General features: G+C 71.3%; 11 protein-coding genes. 6 read left to right on the top strand and 5 right to left on the bottom strand.

Features of this window, described 5'->3' with window-relative positions; all coding sequences use genetic code 11:
• Nucleotides 1-115 precede the first annotated feature (115 nt).
• On the top strand, nucleotides 116-382 hold the full coding sequence (locus B5D80_RS02480) for a PqqD family protein (protein WP_088642116.1): 267 nt from the start codon (nucleotides 116-118) through the stop codon (nucleotides 380-382).
• A gap of 86 nt (nucleotides 383-468) precedes the next feature.
• Here B5D80_RS02480 and B5D80_RS02475 read toward each other — a convergent pair whose 3' ends face one another.
• On the bottom strand, nucleotides 469-1,056 hold the full coding sequence (locus B5D80_RS02475) for a TetR/AcrR family transcriptional regulator (RefSeq protein ID WP_088642115.1): 588 nt from the start codon (nucleotides 1,054-1,056) through the stop codon (nucleotides 469-471).
• 82 nt (nucleotides 1,057-1,138) lie between these two features.
• On the opposite strand from B5D80_RS02475, the gene B5D80_RS02470 reads away from it, so the two are divergent.
• Together B5D80_RS02470 and B5D80_RS02465 are read left to right on the top strand one after the other, a co-directional pair.
• Entirely contained in the window at nucleotides 1,139-2,911 is a 1,773-nt protein-coding gene (locus B5D80_RS02470; RefSeq protein WP_088642114.1) for an MFS transporter, read from the top strand.
• Nucleotides 2,912-3,127: 216 nt separating this feature from the next.
• Nucleotides 3,128-3,904 (top strand): thioesterase II family protein, encoded by a 777-nt coding sequence (locus B5D80_RS02465; protein WP_088642113.1) that lies wholly within the window; start codon nucleotides 3,128-3,130, stop codon nucleotides 3,902-3,904.
• Between the two features lie 56 nt (nucleotides 3,905-3,960).
• On the opposite strand, the gene B5D80_RS02460 is transcribed toward B5D80_RS02465, so the two are convergent.
• Entirely contained in the window at nucleotides 3,961-4,230 is a 270-nt protein-coding gene (locus B5D80_RS02460) for a DUF5988 family protein (protein ID WP_240762714.1), read from the bottom strand.
• An 829-nt stretch (nucleotides 4,231-5,059) separates the two neighbouring features.
• Between B5D80_RS02460 and B5D80_RS02455 the strand changes: the two genes are divergently transcribed.
• The 3 genes from B5D80_RS02455 to B5D80_RS02445 all read left to right on the top strand — a co-directional run bounded on the left by B5D80_RS02455 (nucleotide 5,060) and on the right by B5D80_RS02445 (nucleotide 11,428).
• Nucleotides 5,060-7,903 carry a helix-turn-helix transcriptional regulator gene (locus tag B5D80_RS02455; protein ID WP_088642111.1) on the top strand — a complete coding sequence of 948 codons (2,844 nt, stop codon included), beginning with the start codon at nucleotides 5,060-5,062 and terminating at the stop codon, nucleotides 7,901-7,903.
• A gap of 151 nt (nucleotides 7,904-8,054) precedes the next feature.
• Nucleotides 8,055-8,864: an ABC transporter ATP-binding protein gene (locus B5D80_RS02450; protein WP_088642110.1), complete on the top strand. Its 810-nt coding sequence runs from the start codon at nucleotides 8,055-8,057 to the stop codon at nucleotides 8,862-8,864.
• Entirely contained in the window at nucleotides 8,864-11,428 is a 2,565-nt protein-coding gene (locus B5D80_RS02445; protein ID WP_088642109.1) for an FtsX-like permease family protein, read from the top strand. The genes B5D80_RS02450 and B5D80_RS02445 overlap by 1 nt, the downstream gene beginning before the upstream one ends.
• Nucleotides 11,429-11,550: 122 nt before the next feature.
• Here the strand turns inward: B5D80_RS02445 and B5D80_RS02440 are convergent, their stop codons facing one another.
• The 3 genes from B5D80_RS02440 to B5D80_RS02430 are packed head-to-tail and all read right to left on the bottom strand — an operon-like array spanning nucleotide 11,551 to nucleotide 15,020.
• Nucleotides 11,551-12,213 (bottom strand): response regulator, encoded by a 663-nt coding sequence (locus B5D80_RS02440; protein ID WP_088642108.1) that lies wholly within the window; start codon nucleotides 12,211-12,213, stop codon nucleotides 11,551-11,553.
• Nucleotides 12,177-13,481, bottom strand: a complete 1,305-nt coding sequence (locus B5D80_RS02435) for a sensor histidine kinase (protein ID WP_088642107.1) — start codon at nucleotides 13,479-13,481, stop codon at nucleotides 12,177-12,179. Before B5D80_RS02435 ends, B5D80_RS02440 begins: the two co-directional genes overlap by 37 nt.
• Before the next feature lie 18 nt (nucleotides 13,482-13,499).
• The gene (locus B5D80_RS02430) at nucleotides 13,500-15,020 is read right to left on the bottom strand and encodes a serine/threonine-protein kinase (protein WP_088642106.1); all 1,521 of its coding nucleotides are present in this window, start codon (nucleotides 15,018-15,020) and stop codon (nucleotides 13,500-13,502) included.
• Nucleotides 15,021-15,515 lie beyond the last annotated feature (495 nt).

The following is a 15,515-nucleotide window of genomic DNA, read 5'->3' as shown; positions in this document are numbered from 1 at the left end:
CGTGGGTCCATGACCGTATCGCGTTACCGCCCGACCTCGTACGGTAGTTGCCGGACGGGGTGGACGTACGGGTTCGCCGCAGGTGCCACCAGGTGGACGCGGAGAGGCAGGGAGGATGCGGGTGCGACTCGAACAGGGAATCATCGCGAAGGTCACCCGGAGTGGGCAGCTGGAGCTGACCTCCGAGCGGGACGGACTGCGATACCGGTTCGGGGCGACCGCCGCCGCCATGTGGATCGCCCTACAGCAGCAGGGCGGCTCGCCGGAGCGTGCGGCGGGTGTTCTCGCCAGGCAATGGGCGGCCGATCCGGCGGCCACCCGGCGGGACGTCGACGTCTGGCTGGAGGACATGCTCCGCGCCGGGCTGGTGCGGGTGGAATGACGGTCGGGGTCGGACCCCTGCCGGCCCCCTGTGTCGACCCGGCCCTCGGCGGGGGAGCGGACGCGACCCCTGTTCCGGGGGGTGGATCAGTCGTCGGTGGACCCGGCTACCGCACCGATGATCAGCCGCAGCGCCGCTGCCAGTTCCCTGCCGGAGGGGGCTGCTTCGGGGTCGAGCAGCCGCTGCACCGTCAGGCCGGTCATCAGTGCCAGCAGGAACGAGCCGACGGCCTTGCGGGTCTCCTCGCTGACGTTCTCGCCGCCGTTCTGGATGACGAAGGCGGCCAGCGCGGGGCGGGCCCGGCTGTAGCTCTCGGCCAGCTGCTCCCGTAGCACCGGCAGGTGTTCGGCCAGCGCGAACGCCTCGATCCCGGCGACCCAGAGCGGTCGGTGCGAGCCGAAGGACTCGACCAGCCCGGTCCACATCGACTCCAACCGGTCCATCAGGTCGGGCTGGGTGCCGTCGCGCAGCACCCGGTCGATCTCGACGCCCCACTCCTCGAACGCCTGGACCAGAGCTGCGGTCAGCAAGGCTTCCTTGGAGCCGAAGTGGTAACCGATCGACGCCAGGTTGGTGTCCGAGGCGGCGACGATGTCGCGGGCGGTGGTGCGTGTGTAGCCGCGTTCGTAGAGGCAGACCCTGGCCCCTGCCAGCAGGCGTTCCCGATGACCCACGGGCGTCACCCTACTCGGAACGACCCCCTAATTCATCCGCCGGATGTATACGCTTGTATAGACCCGGTGATAGCTTTCGGCCATGGCTACAGCGCAGGCAAAGGCCGGCCGCCGCGAGTGGATCGGCCTCGCGGTTCTCGTCATGGTGACACTGATCATCAGCATGGACATGACCGTGCTGTCATACGCCCTGCCGTTCATCACGGCGGACCTTGAACCGACCAGCAGCCAACTCCTCTGGATCACCGACGTCTACGCCTTCGTGCTGGCCGGCCTGCTGATCCCGATGGGAACGCTGGGGGACCGGATCGGGCGCCGTCGGCTGCTGATGATCGGTGCGGCCGTGTTCGGTGCGGCATCCGTGGCCACGGCCCTCTCCACCAGTCCCGGCATGCTGATTGGGACCAGGGCGGTGATGGGCGCCGCCGGTGCGACCCTCATGCCGTCGACCATGTCGTTGATCCGCAACATGTTCCACGACGAGAACGAGCGGCGGGCCGCGATCGGGCTCTGGGCGGCCGGGTTCTCCGCCGGCGGCGTCATCGGCCTGGTGGCGGGGGGCGCCCTGCTCCAGTACTTCTCCTGGGGCACCGTCTTCGAGATCAACGTTCCGATCATGGTGCTCCTGCTGATCCTGGCCCCCCTGCTGCTGCCGGAGTTCCGCGACCCGGCGGCCGGGCGGTTCGACCTGCTCAGCACGGTGCTGGCCTTCGTCGCGGTGCTGCCGACGATCTGGGGCATCAAGCAGTTCGCCGAACACGGGGCGGACTGGCCGCCGGTGGCCGGGGTGGTCGGCGGGCTGGTCTTCCTGGCCGTCTTCGTGTGGCGGCAACGACGCCTCGCCGACCCGGTGATCGACGTCCGGCTGTTCCGCGCGCCGGCATTCAGCGCGGCGGTCGTGATGAACGTGCTGGCGAACTTCGCGCTTGTCGGCTTCATGTTCTTCATCAGCCAGTACCTCCAACTGGTGCTCGGACTGCGTCCGTTCACCGCCGGGCTGTGGTCGCTGCCGGCCGCCGCTGCGGCGGGCGTCGGCGCGGCGGTGCTGGCTCCGGTGTTGGCGCAGCGCTTCCGGCGGGCCTACGTCGCGGCCGGTGGCCTGCTGGTGGGCGCGGCCGGCTGCCTGGTGCTCGCCCAGGTCGGCGACGAGGTGGGTCTGACCCAGGTGGTCGTCGGTCAGGCGCTGATGACCGGTGGCGTCGCGATGGTGCTGACGTTGAGCGCCGAGCTGATCGTCTCCACCGCGCCGCCGGAGCGGGCCGGTGCCGCTGCCGGGCTCTCCGAGACCGGCAGCCAGCTCGGTGCCGCGCTCGGCGTCGCGATCCTGGGCAGCATCGGCACGTTCGTCTACCGGCAGCAACTCTCGGGCGCCGCACCGGACGGGGTGTCGGCGGATTCCTGGGCGACCGCCCGGGAGACCCTGGGTGGCGCGGTCCAGGAGAGCCGCACGCTCACCAGCGCTGCGGGGGACACGCTGGTGGCGCTGGCGCGCGCCGCTTTCGCCGCCGAGTTGCGGGCCGCCGCGGTCGTCGCGGCCGGAATCCTGCTGGTGACGGCGGTGCTGGCCGCCGTGCAACTACGTAACGTGGGCGCGTCGGTGCCGGGCCAGGACACGTCGGGTGGTCCGGGCGGGCCCGTCACCCCGGCCGCCGCCCGGCCGCCGGCCGACGGTTCCGCCGCCCCCGACACCGACGCCGCCACGGTCGACGCCGCACCCGTCCCGGTCGACCCGGAGCCGGTCGGCACGGTCGCCGAGGGTGCCGGCCCCACCGGTGCCGCGCCCGGCCCGGAGGTCCGGATCGGACCGCCCACGGCCGCTCCGGCCGGCACCCGTCCGGCCCATCCGGTGGCCTGAGATCCGCATCCCGCTGCCGGGCTAGGGGGGCCGGGACTCCCGCGTAGGGGTTGTCCCGGCCTCCCGGTGTTCCTACGCTCGCTTCGTCAGCGGGCACCGGCACCGCAGCGACGCTGTCGGCGTGCCGGCCGGGACACCGCTGGCCCGGGGACCTCCCGTTGTAGACGTCCCGCTGCGGGGCGCGTGCCCGCGGCGTCGATCCCCGAAGGACCAGTGATGACGGCAACGCTAGAGAACGACCTGTGGGTGCGGCGGTTCCACCCGTCGACGTCCAGCGCGATCCGGCTGGTGGCGCTGCCGCACGCCGGTGGCTCGGCCAGCTACCTGTTCCCGGTCTCGCGGGCGCTCACGCCCACCGTGGAGGTGCTGGCGATCCAGTACCCCGGCCGGCAGGACCGTCGGCACGAGCCGGTGCTGGACACCGTCGCCGCGCTGGCCGACGGGGTGTTCGGCGCGCTACGGCCGTGGCTGGACCGGCCGGTGGCGCTGTTCGGCCACAGCATGGGCGCGGTGATCGCCTACGAGGTGGGGCTGCGGTTGCAGCGGGAGACCGGCCGGCCGCCGGTGCGGCTGTTCGCGTCCGGCCGCCGGGCCCCCTCCCGGGTCCGCGACGAGCGGTACGTGCACACCCGCGACGACGCCGGGGTGTTGCGGGAACTGGCCCGGCTCAGCGGGTCGGACCCGCGTGTGCTGGGCGATCCGGAGCTGCTCCCGATGATCCTTCCCGCGGTGCGCGGGGACTACAAGGCGGTGGAGACCTACCGGGCCGATCCGGAGCAGCGCCTGGACGCTCCGATCACCGTGCTCACCGGCGACGCCGACCCGATGACCACCCTGGACGAGGCACACGACTGGCGTCGGCACACCACCGGCGAGTGTGACGTGCGGGTGTATCCGGGCGGGCACTTCTACCTCAACGACCACGCCGCCGACGTGATCCAGCTGATCGCGACCGAGTTGGCACCGTCACGACCCGGCGGGCCGACCGGCTGATCCGCGACGACGACGCAGGGGGCACCGGTAGCGCCGGTGCCCCCTGCGTCGTGCCGTCATTCGGCGATCTTGGTCCGCATGGTCCAGCGGAAGACCACCACCTGTGAGGCGTCGTCGTTGAGGCCGTCGTGGTCACCAGAGCGTTCGAAGTGCTCGTAGCCACCCAGGTAGGGCACCTTGATCCGGCCGGTACCGGCCGGTGCGCTGCGGGCCCTGGTGGTGGCCGGCAGGCCGACCGGGCCACCCTCCAGCAGCACGTCGAAGTGGTCGTCACCGCGAACGTCGCTGAATCGCCGCGGGCTGCTCACCGATGTGAGATCGTCCACGATTTCCTCCTCGGCTGGGGGCGGGGACGCTTTCGATACCGTGTCGTACGTCACTGCCCTCGGATGGTTCCAGCCTGACGGCAGGGAAAGCCCACGTATACCCGGAAGCCACCCCTAACCCGCCGGTCCACCACTGGATTTCAGCCGCCGGTCAACCTGCGGTCACTTTACCGACTGGCCGGTCGCATTTGCGATGCCTGTGCCGATGTCGCAAGGTCGACAGGAATGCGGCAAGCTATGAATTGCTCCCGTAATAGCTCCGTCTTCTCACCGAAACTCAATTTTTGCTCAAGAGTAAATTGCCCGTTTTAATGCTTCTGGCCCGTTCGATGGTGGTGTGACGAGGTCGTAGTGGTCGGAGGGGGCTGAGGGTGACTTGGCGTAAATGTTCCGGTAGGAACCCTCTGTAGTGGTCCTTTTCCAGGTCAACGACCTGCTGGCTGATCGATTCTGCGGCCGTCTGCGCAGGTGGGCGGGGTGGGCCGGTTGTTGGATCATGAATTTGCTACCGATTGGTAATTTCGTGGTCGACGCCGTCGACCCGACATAACGTCACCCTCGTGCGTAATATCAGTGACGAAGTATCACCACCCCACTACCGTCTTGTACGGGTGTCTATGTATGCTGGGGTCGCCGTCGAGGCGCGGTGAAAGCCGTCATTAAATTGACCATCTTCATTGAAGTGCCCGGTTTGCAGGCTGACGTGGTCAGTGGCCGGGTAGGCCTCGGCGGACCGCGTGGCATCGAGCCGAACGGTTTCGTCGGGGGCCTGTCCCGCCAGGCGACAGCGCCCCGTTCGATGCGTCACCGCTGACCTGGGGGGAGACGGGTGGAATTCGTGGAGAGAACCCGCGAGCTTGACATCTTGCGGGACCTTTACTCCGGAAGCATCACGGGCAGGGGACGGGTCGTGCTGATCGGCGGCCCCGGTGCCACGGGCAAGACCGAGCTGTTGCGGGCCTTCGCCGACCACGTCGAGGCGACCGGCGGTCTGGTGCTGAGCGCCGCCTGCTCGCGGGCCGAGCGACTGCTGCCCGCCGCCGTGATGGGGCAACTGTTCCACAGCGTGCCGCTGCCGGCCGAGACGCTGGGCCGCATCGCCACGTTCGTCGAGGCCGGGGAGGCCACCACCGAGGGCGCGGTCGACATCAACATGGTGCGCGGGATGTGCGCCGAACTACTCGACCTCGCCCGGGAACGGCCGCTCGTCCTGCTCGTCGACGACGTCGAGTTCGCCGATGAGGCCACCCTGCAGACCCTGCTCTACCTGCAACGCCGGCTCACCGCCGCGCAGCTGTTGGTGGTCCTCACCGAGTCACCCCAACCCCAACCGTTCAATCCGGAGTTCCGCGCCGAGCTCACCCGGCACGCCTGCTTCAGCAGCATCCAGCTGGCCCCACTCTCGACGGCTGGGGTCGTCGAGCTGCTGAGCGGCTGGATGGACCGGGAGACCGCCGAGGCGCTCGCTCCGGCGTACCACCAGGTCAGCGGCGGTAACCCGCTGCTGCTGCACGCGCTCGGCCAGGACCGGCGGGCCGCGGGGGCGCCCGACGGCACCGAGGTGGTCGTCGGCGACCAGTTCCGCCAGGCCGTCCTGGCCTGCCTACGGCGGTGGGACCCGGTGATCCTGGAGACGACCCACGGGCTGGCCCTGCTCGGCGACCTCGCCACCCCGGCGCTGCTGGGCCGGCTGCTGGACAGCAAGCCGGCCCGGGTCCAGTGGGTGCTCGACGCGCTGGCCACGTCCGGCCTGCTGGAGGCGGGCCGGTTCCGCCACCCGGCGGCGCGGGCGGCGGTGCTGCACGACCTCCCCCCGGAGGCGCTGTCCGAGATGCACGCCCGCGCGGCCGAGTTGCTGCACGCCGAGGGCGCGCCCGCCTCGGCGATCGGGGACCACCTGCTCGCGGCCGGCGGCCTGGTCGAGCCCTGGGCGATCACCGTGCTCCAGGAATCGGCGACGCACGCCCTCGCCGAGGACCGCGTCGACGACGCGGTGGAGGCGCTCAAACTGGCTCAGGAGATGTGCGACGACGCCCCCCGTAAGGCGGCGTTGACCGCACTGCTGGCCGACTGCCAGTGGCGGATCAATCCGGCAGCGGTGAGCCAGCACCTCCAGTCGCAGCGCGACGCGCTGCGCGCCGGGCACCTCTCCGAGCGGCACGCAGCGGCGCTGCTGCGTTACCAGCTCTGGCACGGCCACCGGGAGGACGCCCAGGAGACGCTGCGGCACCTGCGTTCGGCGCGACAGCAGTGGGACGCCACCACCGCCGCAGAGCTGGAGGGGTGCACCGAGTGGCTGCGGCTGCACTTCCCGGTCGCCTTCGCCGAACTCGACGCCACCCCCGGCATCCCGACGGCGACCGCGCCGGCCGTGACGGCGGCCCGCGCGGACGGTCCACTCGGGTCGGCCACCCCGTCGCTGACCGCCGTCCTCACCGACGGGGTGACCGAGGACGTGATCGCCCGCGCCGAGCAGGTGCTCGGTAGCCACCTGCTGGTCGACGTCGGACTGGAATCGGCCCTGTGCGCGTTGCAGACGCTCGTCTGGGCCGACCGGATGGACCGGGCCGTGCACTGGTGCGACGTCCTGGGGGCCGAGGCCGGGGCGCGGGGTGCCACCACCTGGCACGCCATCCTGTCCGACGTGCGGTCGCACATCGCGCTACGACAGGGCGACCTGCCGCTCAGCGAACGGTTCGCCCGCGAGGCGCTGGACGCCATGTCCCCGCACAACTGGGGTGTCGCGATCGGCTCGCCACTGTCCAACCTGCTGCTCGCCAAGATCGGTATGGACAAGCTGGACGAGGCTGAGGCGCAGCTCAAGCACGTCATCCCGGATGCCATGCGGGACACCTGGTTCTGGCCGCTCTACCTGCGGGCCCGTGGCCACCTGCACCTGGCCGGCGGACGCGTGCACGCGGCGCTCGCCGACTTCGAGACCTGCGGGCAGCTGGCCACCCAGTGGGGGCTGGACCTGCCCACCCTGCTGCCCTGGCGGGGCGATCTGGCCCAGGTCTACCTGCGGTCCGGCCGACCCGAACTGGCCCGGGGGATGGTGACCGAGCAACTGTCCCGGCCCGGTGCCGAGAACGCCCGCACCAGGGGCATCTCGCTGCGGCTGCTCGGGTCGGCGCTCGACGTCAAACAACGGGTCAACAGCCTGCGTCAGGCGGCCAACCTGCTCCAGGAGGCCGGCGACCGCTACCAGCTGTTCCTCGCCCTCGCCGCGCTCAGCAGCGCCCACTACGGGCGCGGGGAGTTCAACACCTCGCGGGTGGTGGCCCGCAGCGCGATGCAACTGGCCAAGGACATCCAGGCGCAGGCGCTGTGTCGTCGACTGCTGCCCGGCGGGGACGCCTCGGGCGGTGACGAGGCGGAGGCCCCGTCCGAGCACGAGGAGATGTCCCGGCTCAGCGACGCCGAGCAGCGGGTCGCCACGCTGGCCGCGCTGGGTCACACCAACCGGGAGATCGGCAAGAAGCTGTACATCACGGTGAGCACCGTCGAGCAGCACCTGACCCGGGTCTACCGGAAGTTGAACGTCCGGCGACGCACCGAGCTGTCGCTGGGGCTGCCGATGGACGCCACCGGGGCGGGGCTGTTGGCCGTGGCGCCGAGCGGAACCGAGCGCTCCTGGGCGCACTGGGAGTCGGCGGCGGTACAGGCGAGCTGAGCTGGTGCGGAAGGCCCTAAAGTCGACCCCGAGACGTGGGTCTAGACCCACCGCTTCGGGTCATTAGCTCCATAGAGCGCCGCCTGCCCGTTGCATAGCGTGAACGTATACCCACCGCCGTCAGGCGACGTTCTTCTGCGGGGAGCATGAGGTGAACTGGAACAAGGATAATCGGACGCCCACCAGCGGTGCCGTCGACGCGGTCCGACTGGGGGACGTACGCAAGACATACGGGCGCGGCGAGAACCGGGTCGACGCGCTGCGCGGCGTCACCATGAGCTTCCCGCGGGGCAGCTTCACCGCCGTGATGGGGCCGTCGGGCTCCGGCAAGAGCACCTTCCTGCACTGCGCGGCCGGGCTCGACGTGCCCTCGTCCGGTTCCGTGATGCTGGACGGCAAGGAACTCAGCGGCATGAACGAGAACCAGCTCACCATCCTCCGTCGTGAGCGGGTCGGCTTCATCTTCCAGGCGTTCAACCTGATGCCGGCGCTCACCGTCGAGCAGAACGTCGGACTGCCGTTCCGACTGGCCGGCCGTCGCCCGGACCGTTCCTCCGTGATTGAGGTGCTGGGCCGGGTGGGGCTGGCGGAGCGCCGCAAGCACCTGCCGAGCGAGCTCTCCGGCGGCCAGCAGCAGCGGGTCGCGATCGCCCGGGCGCTCATCATGCGGCCGGCGGTCATCTTCGCCGACGAGCCGACCGGTGCGCTCGACACCCAGACCACCATCGACGTGCTGCAACTGCTCCGCGAGACGGTGTCCAGCGGCGGCCAGACGATCATCATGGTGACCCACGACCCGGTCGCCGCGTCCGCCGCGCACCGGGTGCTGTTCCTCGCCGACGGTCAGTTCATCGGTGAGCTGGAGGCCCCCACCGCCGACGTGGTGGCCGAGCGGATGACCCACCTGACCGCGTGGCAGCAGAACCGGTCGCCGCAGTCCGCCGGCAGGGGTGGCTTCTGATGACGTACCTCGCCTGGCGCACCCTGCGCTACCGCAGGCTCGCGTTCATCGCGACCTTCGCCGCGGTCTTCCTCGGGGTGGCGCTGATCGTCGCCTGCGGTGGCCTGATGGAGACGGGCATCCGGCTGGCGGTCCCGCCGCAGCGCCTGGCGGCGGCCGACGTCGTGGTCAGCGGCAAGCAGACCTACGGCGTGCCCAAGAAGGACCCGCAGGACACCAAGGACATCAAGTCCGTGCCGCTGGCCGAACGGTACTGGATCGACCCGACCCTGGTGAACAAGATCCAGGAGGTGCCCGGGGTCGAACGGGCGATCGCCGAGTCGTCCTTCGTCGCCACCGTCGTCCGCAAGGGGGCGCCGGTGATCGTCGGCACCCAGTCGCTGGGCCACGGGTGGGAGTCGGCCCAGCTCGGGTCGTACAAGCTCGCCGGACAGCCGCCCGCCCAGGCCGGCCAGGTCGTGCTGGACCGGGCGGTGGCCACGCTGGCCCGGGTCAAGGTCGGTGACCGGGTCGACGTGGTGGTCGGTGGGGTGAGTTCCTCCTTCCAGGTCAGCGGCATCGCCACGCCGCCGGTCGAGATGGGCCAGACGGCCTTGTTCTTCTCCGGCGACGACGAGCGGCGACTCAACCCGCACACCGGCAGTGCCGATGCGATCGGCGTGGTGGCCAAGCCCGGCACCGACGTGGAGGCCCTGCGCGGCAAGATCGAGCGCACCCTCGCCGACCGCAAGCTGGTGGTGCTGACCGGCGACGACCGTGGGGCGGCCGAGTTCCCCGAGGCGGTCGGCGGGCAGGCCGGGCTCATCCCGCTCTCCGGTGTGTTCGCCGGCATGACGGTCTTCGTGGCGATCTTCGTGGTCGCCAGCACCCTCGGCCTGTCGGTGCAGCAGCGGCAGAAGGAGATCGCGCTGTTGCGCTCCATCGGCGCGACGCCCCGGCAGATCCGGACGATGGTCCGCCGCGAGGCGCTGGTGGTGGCGGTCGGTGCCGCGATCCTCGGCTGCGTGCCCGGCGTGGTGTTGGGGCCGTTGCTCTTCCACATCGTTTCGGAGGCCGGGGTCATCTCGCCGGTGGTCGAGTTCCACCAGGGCTTCCTTCCCTACCTGATCGGTCCGGTCGTCGGGATCTTCGCCGCGCTGATGGCCGCCAACGTCGCCGGTCGGCGTCCCTCCAAGATCCGGCCGACCGCCGGTATCGCCGAGGCCGCCCTCCAGCGCAAGTGGGTCACCTGGCCCCGGGTGGTGTTCTCGTTCCTCTTCTTCGGCGGCGGGTTCGCGCTGTTCCTGGTGACCGCGATCGCGATGAGGGGCCCGGTGGCCTCGGCGACCGCCGGGCCGGCGGTGATGTGCTGGGCGATCGCCATCGCGCTGATCAGCCCGGGGCTGACCAAGCTGCTGGCCGCCATGCTCAGCGTGCCGGCGCGGGCGTTCTTCGGACTCGCCGGCTACCTCGGCACGATCAACGTGCGGACCCGCGCGGTCCGGGTCGCCTCCGCGGTCACCCCGATCATGCTGGCGGTGGGCCTGGCGCTTGCCAACTTCTACATGCAGACCACCCAGAACGAGGCCGCCGAGCGTTACTTCTCCGACAACCTGCGTGCCGACGTGGTGCTCAGCTCCACCACCGGGGGATTCCCCGCCGACACGGTGTCGGCGATCCGGTCCGCGCCGGGCGTCGAGGAGGCGTCCGCGTACGTCACCAGCGCCGGTTGGATCAACAAGCCGTACGACGGGTCGCACGTCGAGTCGCCGTGGCCCCTCCAGGGGGTGAACGGGGCGAGTGCCGCCGCCATCACCGGGGTGCAGGCGAGCGCCGGCAACCTGGCCGAGCTCACCGGCGACACCGTGGCGCTGCCCGAGATCGCCGGGAAGAACCTCAACGTCGGCATCGGCGACCAGATCACCCTGCGCCTCGGTGACCGGTCGGCGGTGGACGTACGGGTGGTCGCGCTCTACCCGGCGAAGGAGGGGTACGAGACGATCATGCTCCCCGCCGAGCTGCTCGCCGCCCACAGCACCACCGGGCTGGCCCGGCAGATCCTGGTCACCGCCGAGCCCGGCACCGACCGGGACGCGCTCGCCGCCAGCCTGCGCAAGCAGACCGCCGGGCAGCCGGGGACCCTGATCGAGGGGCGCGACGCGATCACCACGTTCGCCGAACGGACCAAGACCCTGGCCTGGGTCAACTACCTGCTCGTCGCGCTGGTCGCCGGCTACACCATGATCTCGGTGGCGAACACCCTGATCGTGGCGACCGCCGGTCGCCGTCGGGAGTTGGGCATGCAGCGGCTCATCGGTGCCACCCGGCAACAGGCCCTGCAGATGCTCAGCGTCGAGGCCGGCATGGTCGCCATCATCGGGGTGGTCCTCGGGACCATCGCCTCCGTCGTCACCCTGATGCCGATCAGCATCGTGGTGCTGGGCCGCCCGGTCCCCTCCGGGTCGGTCCTGATCTACCTGGCCGTGGTGGCCGGCGCCGTGGGGCTCACCTTCGCCGCCACCCTGCTGCCGGGTCGGCGGGCGATGCTCTCCCGGCCGGCGGAGGCCGCCATCGCCGTCGAGTGACCCGAGAAACCCAGGAACGCCCCCGGTCGGACGACCGGGGGCGTTCCCGCATGACGTCGGTGCCGTGGAACCAAGCCGGCATGCCGCCGCGGCGCTGCTCCGGCAGGGCCCGGTCGGGTGGGTCAGGAGACGTCGGCGCGGGTGCCGTTGAGGTACGCCAGCACGGCCAGCACCCGACGGTTGCTGTCGTCCGCCGGGGCCAGGTCGAGCTTGGTGAAGATGCTGGTGGTGTATTTGGCGATCGCACCCTGGCTGACGATGAGGCGCTGCGCGATGGCCACATTTGAACATCCCTCGGCCATCAGCTTCAGCACCTCCCGCTCGCGTGGGGTGAGCGTGGACAGTGGCTCCCGGCGGGAACGACCTGCCAGCAGTTGGGAGATCACCTGCGGGTCCATCGCGGTGCCTCCGCCGGCCACCCGGCGGATGGCGTCGACGAACTGGTCGCTGTTGAGCACCCGGTCCTTCAGCAGGTATCCGATGCCGCCGCTGGCGTCGGCGAGCAACTCTTTGGCATACAGCTGCTCGACGTGCTGGGAGAGCACGAGGATGGGCAGGCCGGGGCAGCGGCGTCGGGCCTCCAGGGCAGCCTGGATCCCCTCGTCGGTGAACGTCGGGGGAAGTCGCACGTCGACCACCGCGACCTCGGGGCGGATGGTCACCAGAGCGTCGAGCAGCGCCGGTCCGTTGTCGACCGCCGCGACGATCTCGAAGTCGTACGACTCGAGGAGCTGAACCATTCCCTGCCTCAGGAGGAAGAGGTCCTCGGCGAGTACAACGCGCACGGCAGCTCCAGGATCGCGACGGTCGGCCCACCTTCGGGACTGCTGAGGACGAGCGTCCCGTCGAACGTAGCACAGCGCCGCTCGATGCCCCGGAGTCCGGTGCCGAGGGTGGCGTCCGCGCCGCCCTGACCGTTGTCGATCACCACCGCCCGCAGTAGACCCGCCTCGTGACGCACGTCGATGCTGACCCGGTCGGCGTTGGCGTGCTTGACCACGTTGTTGAGCAGTTCGGACAGGGCGAAGTAGACGGCGGACTCCGCCGGGGCGGCCATCCGGCCGGGCACGTCGGTGGTGACCTCGACGTCGACCGGGCTCTCCAACGCGATGGCCCGGATGGCGTCCTCCAGGCCCCGCTCGGCGAGGACCGGTGGGTGGATCCCCCGGATCAGGCAGCGCAGCTCCTCCAGCGCGGAGGCGGTGGCGTTGCGCGCGTCGACCAACAGGGTCTCGGCGGCGTCCGGATTGGTCCTCAACTGGCGGTTGGCCGCACCGAGCTTCATGCCGATCGCGACCAGCCGCGCCTGTGCGCCGTCGTGCAGGTCCCGTTCGATCCGACGCAGCTCGGTGGCCTGGATGTTGATCACGTCCGAACGGGTCTCGGAGAGGTGCCGCATCCGGGAGGCGATCACCGAGCGTTCACTCGGCCCCAGGAGCGACCGGGCGAAGTGCGCGTGGCCGGCCGTCACGTGCGGGGCGACGGCCGCCCAGAACGCGAACACCGCGAGACTGACCAACGCCCCGAGCGCCGCGTGTGGCCAGGAGTCCAGCGCGGTGAAGCCGTACCAGAAGTTGACCCCCGACTCCCGCATCAGCATCCAGAACCCGGTGGAGAGCACCAACCCCTCCACCGAGTAGACCAGCAGGGTGAGCGGCAGCAGCCCGAGGGCGAACCCGACAAGCGTGTTGAGCAGCAGGAACAGCAGGTCCCGCCAGGTCGCCGGGTCGGTGAGAATGGACCGGCAGCGCTGCACCCAGCCGAACATCCCCGGTTCCAGCGGCGGCAGGGGAAGATAGGGCGTGGCGATCGGTACCCCGCAACGGGCGGCGACGTTCCGGCACAGCCCGGTGAGCCGGCGGACCAACGGTGTGACCAGTGGCAGCAGCAGCACCCCGACACCGAGCAGGATGAACGCCGTGGCGAGGGTGGTGACGATGAAGAGGACCAGGCTGAGTGCGGCGGTGGCGACGAGCACCACGCCCCGCCCGGTGGCGTACAGGGCCCGGGTCAGTGCCCGCCCGGTGAGGCCGATGGCGACGGCGACGTCCATGTTCTCCGGCTCTCTCGGTCAGGGTAGATCGATGGTGGTGCCCGCACTCAGTGGCGTGTCGTGGACGACGAGTTGGCGAAGTTCGGTGCCGACCGGTGTGTCGTAGACCAGCGCCCCGCTGACCGTCGCACCGGGCTCGATCTTCTTCGTCAACCGTTGCGTGTCCGGATAGTAGAGCAGGGAACGGGTGTCGGGGGTGTATCCCCGCCCGTCGGCGTCTACCAGCCGCTGGCTGAGCGGCCAGACGATGGTCCCCTTGGACCCCGTGTTGAGCACGTCGACGTCGACCATGCAGAACACGCCGTCCGCCTTCTGGGTCAACGGCCAGAATCCGATCTCCCGCGACCCGCAGTGCACCCCCGTCACGGTGAACTCCAGCGACCCGTCCTGACCGGTCGCGGTGGCGGGGGTGGGGCTCGGGGTGGGCGACGGGCTCGGGGTGGGGCTCGGGGTGACGATGCCGGTCGGCGCGGACGGACCCGGCCCGGCCGACGGCGCGTCCCGCTGGTCGGCCTGGCGCAGCGCGACGACGCCCAGCACGACGAGGGCCACCACCGCCACCACCCCGGTCAGCATCGCCGGCCAGGACGGCGGCGGGCGACGCGGCGGCGGCGTCGGGGCGACCAGGGTGGCCGGCTGGCCGGTCGCCGGGTACCACCGGGTGCCGTCGAGCTGCTCGGTGGTGGCCGCCACCGGTTCCACCGCCGACCGGATGCTGGCCGTGTCGGCGCTGCCGACCAGGATCAGCATCGCCTCCCGGGCGGTGGGACGCTGGTGGGGCTCGGTGCGCAACGCCCGCGCGACCACCGCGGCCAGGCCGGCGGGCAGGCCGCTCAGGTCGGGCGGGCCGGCCGGGTGGACCCGGGGGTCGACCGGCAGCCGGCCGGTGGCGGCCCAGCCGACGAGGATGCCCCAGGCGTAGACGTCGGCGGGCTGGGCCGGCGGGAAACCGGCGAGTCGTTCGGGGGCCAACCAGCCGGGCGTGCCGTACGAGGGCCCGGTGGTCGGGTCGAACGCCTCGATCAGGCTCGCCAGGCCGAAGTCGATGACCTTGGGGCCGAACGGGGACAGCAGGACGTTGCGGGGGGTCAGGTCGCCGTGGGCCAGCCCGGCGGCGTGGATCGCGGTGAGCCCGGCGGCCACGCCGACGGCCAGCGCCTCGGCCTGCGGGCCGGAGAGCGAGCCGTGCCGGGTCACGTGCTCGTGCAGGGACGACCCGGTCACGTACTCGGTGACGAGGTAGGGGACCGGTCCCTGCGGGTCGGCGTCGAGCACCCGGGCGGTGCAGAAGTCGGCCACCCGGCCGGCGGCGGTGACCTCGCGGGCGAACCGTCGCCGGAACTCCGGCCGGGCCCGCAGCTCGTCGTGGACGACCTTGACCGCCACCCGGCCCCCGCCCGGGGCGTCGGCCAGGAAGACCACCCCCATGCCGCCCGAGCCGAGCAGGCGACGAAGCCGGTAGGGCCCGACGTGCTCCGGATCGCCCGGCCGCAGCGGTGACCCCGGCTCGGCCACTGCGCCGCTGGTCAGCTCGCCCATGTAGACAAGTGTCCCATGGCGGGTCGAGGCACGCGCCCCCTGCGCCGTCCTTGGTGGACGCCCCGCAGCGCCCGTCGTCCGGCCGCCCGCAGGTGGGTGGGGGTAGGGGATCGCTAAGGGTTGGCACGGCCGGGGCCGGACCCTAGCGTGTGGTCGCACGCGCTCGCCGGCGCTTGATGCGGTCGGCGACCCCGCAGGTTGACGCCGGGGTCGCCGACCCCGGCGGTACGGACCTGCGCCGCCGTACCGCGCCGGCCGATGGCTGCGCTGGTACCGCCGGGGCCGGGTGTCGGCCCGCCGTTCGCCGGCAACGCACCGTCGCGGTGCGGGTCGCGCAGCAGAGAGGGACGTGATCGCCCATGACCTCCACGACACGGTACGACGATGCGCCGGCGGCGGAGGGTGGGACCCCCGGCAGGACCGAGATCCGTCAGTTGGACCGGGTGGTGATCCGGTTTGCTGGTGACTCGGGTGACGGGATGCAGTTGACGGGGG

The sequence above is a fragment of the Micromonospora wenchangensis genome, assembly GCF_002210435.1.
Taxonomy (GTDB): domain Bacteria; phylum Actinomycetota; class Actinomycetes; order Mycobacteriales; family Micromonosporaceae; genus Micromonospora; species Micromonospora wenchangensis.
The sequence above is the reverse complement of the archived record's forward strand: the minus strand, read 5'-3'. Positions and strand labels throughout refer to the sequence as shown.